Raw genomic sequence first — 394 nt, forward strand, 5'->3', positions numbered from 1 at the left:
CATTCCGTCCTGTGATCCGACGGTGACGTTGGCGCTGCTGCAGGACGCGGCCGCCGAGAGCGTTCCCGTGTGGATCGGCTACGTCGAGGCCGGCGGCGACATCAAGCGCGGCTTGTTCCGCCCCGCGAGCGTGACGGGCGGGCGCGTCACGGGCCAGCTGGGCGACACCTCGCCAGTGACGCGGACGTTCTCGATCCACCGCATCACGGGCGTGGCGTCGGCGTGACGTCCGCGACGCCCCTCGAGACCTGCCTCGTCCTTGTCACCCGTACGAGCGACGGGGCGGACGAGGTGCTGCTCGGGCGAAAGCTGCGCGGCTTCGGTCGTAGCCGCGTCGTCGCCCCCGGCGGCAAGATCGACGCCGGTGAGAGCGCGCAGGAGGCGGCCGCCCGCG

At 72.8% G+C, this 394-nt stretch carries 1 protein-coding gene; it reads left to right on the forward strand.

The annotated features are described in order from the left end of the window. The coding region (locus GO615_RS30115) for a hypothetical protein (RefSeq protein WP_169133123.1) at window positions 1-226 on the forward strand (226 nt) is incomplete at its 5' end. Between the last annotated feature and the right edge of the window lie 168 nt (window positions 227-394).

The sequence above is a fragment of the Aromatoleum evansii genome (assembly GCF_012910805.1).
Classification (GTDB): Bacteria; Pseudomonadota; Gammaproteobacteria; order Burkholderiales; family Rhodocyclaceae; genus Aromatoleum; species Aromatoleum evansii.